Consider the following 455-nt stretch of genomic DNA (forward strand, 5'->3'; position numbering starts at 1 on the left):
GATCACGACGATCCGCCATGCCTGGACTGACTGGAGCAGGTGCCGCCGTTGATGATGATGGCGACACGCCCGAGTCGTATCTGCTCAGAGAGGCGAAAGTCGAAGAGTCCGGATCCGATGACGTAGTCGCCCCGGCGCCATCGATAGGACCGTCGATGGAAGTGAGCGGAGGCAGAACAGGGGCTTGAGAGCGTCCTGCACCACCACCATGCCCATCTTTCGAGACGCTCCGCACTCTGCTAGAAGCATTGGTGGCTTGACTTGGCCTTCGAGTAAAAGAGCGACGATCATCGTACTTGCTACTCTCCTCCAACGCTTTGCTAGAACGTCGAGATCCTCCGAGCGTATTTTCCCTTTTTGAAGATACTTCGGCATCTCGCATCATACCCCTCAATCCTGGCGTTCGGTTCGAGTTCATGACTTGATCTCTCACTACCGTTTGTTCGGTGGCAGCT

The 455-nt window shown here is 55.8% G+C and carries 1 protein-coding gene; it reads left to right on the forward strand.

What is annotated here, in order from left to right:
- The coding region (locus tag RGM3321_RS00140) for a hypothetical protein (RefSeq protein WP_244391016.1) at positions 1 to 188 on the forward strand (188 nt) is incomplete at its 5' end.
- Positions 189 to 455 lie beyond the last annotated feature (267 nt).

Origin of the sequence: Pseudomonas sp. RGM 3321 (assembly GCF_022836805.1) — a bacterium.
GTDB lineage: Bacteria > Pseudomonadota > Gammaproteobacteria > Pseudomonadales > Pseudomonadaceae > Aquipseudomonas.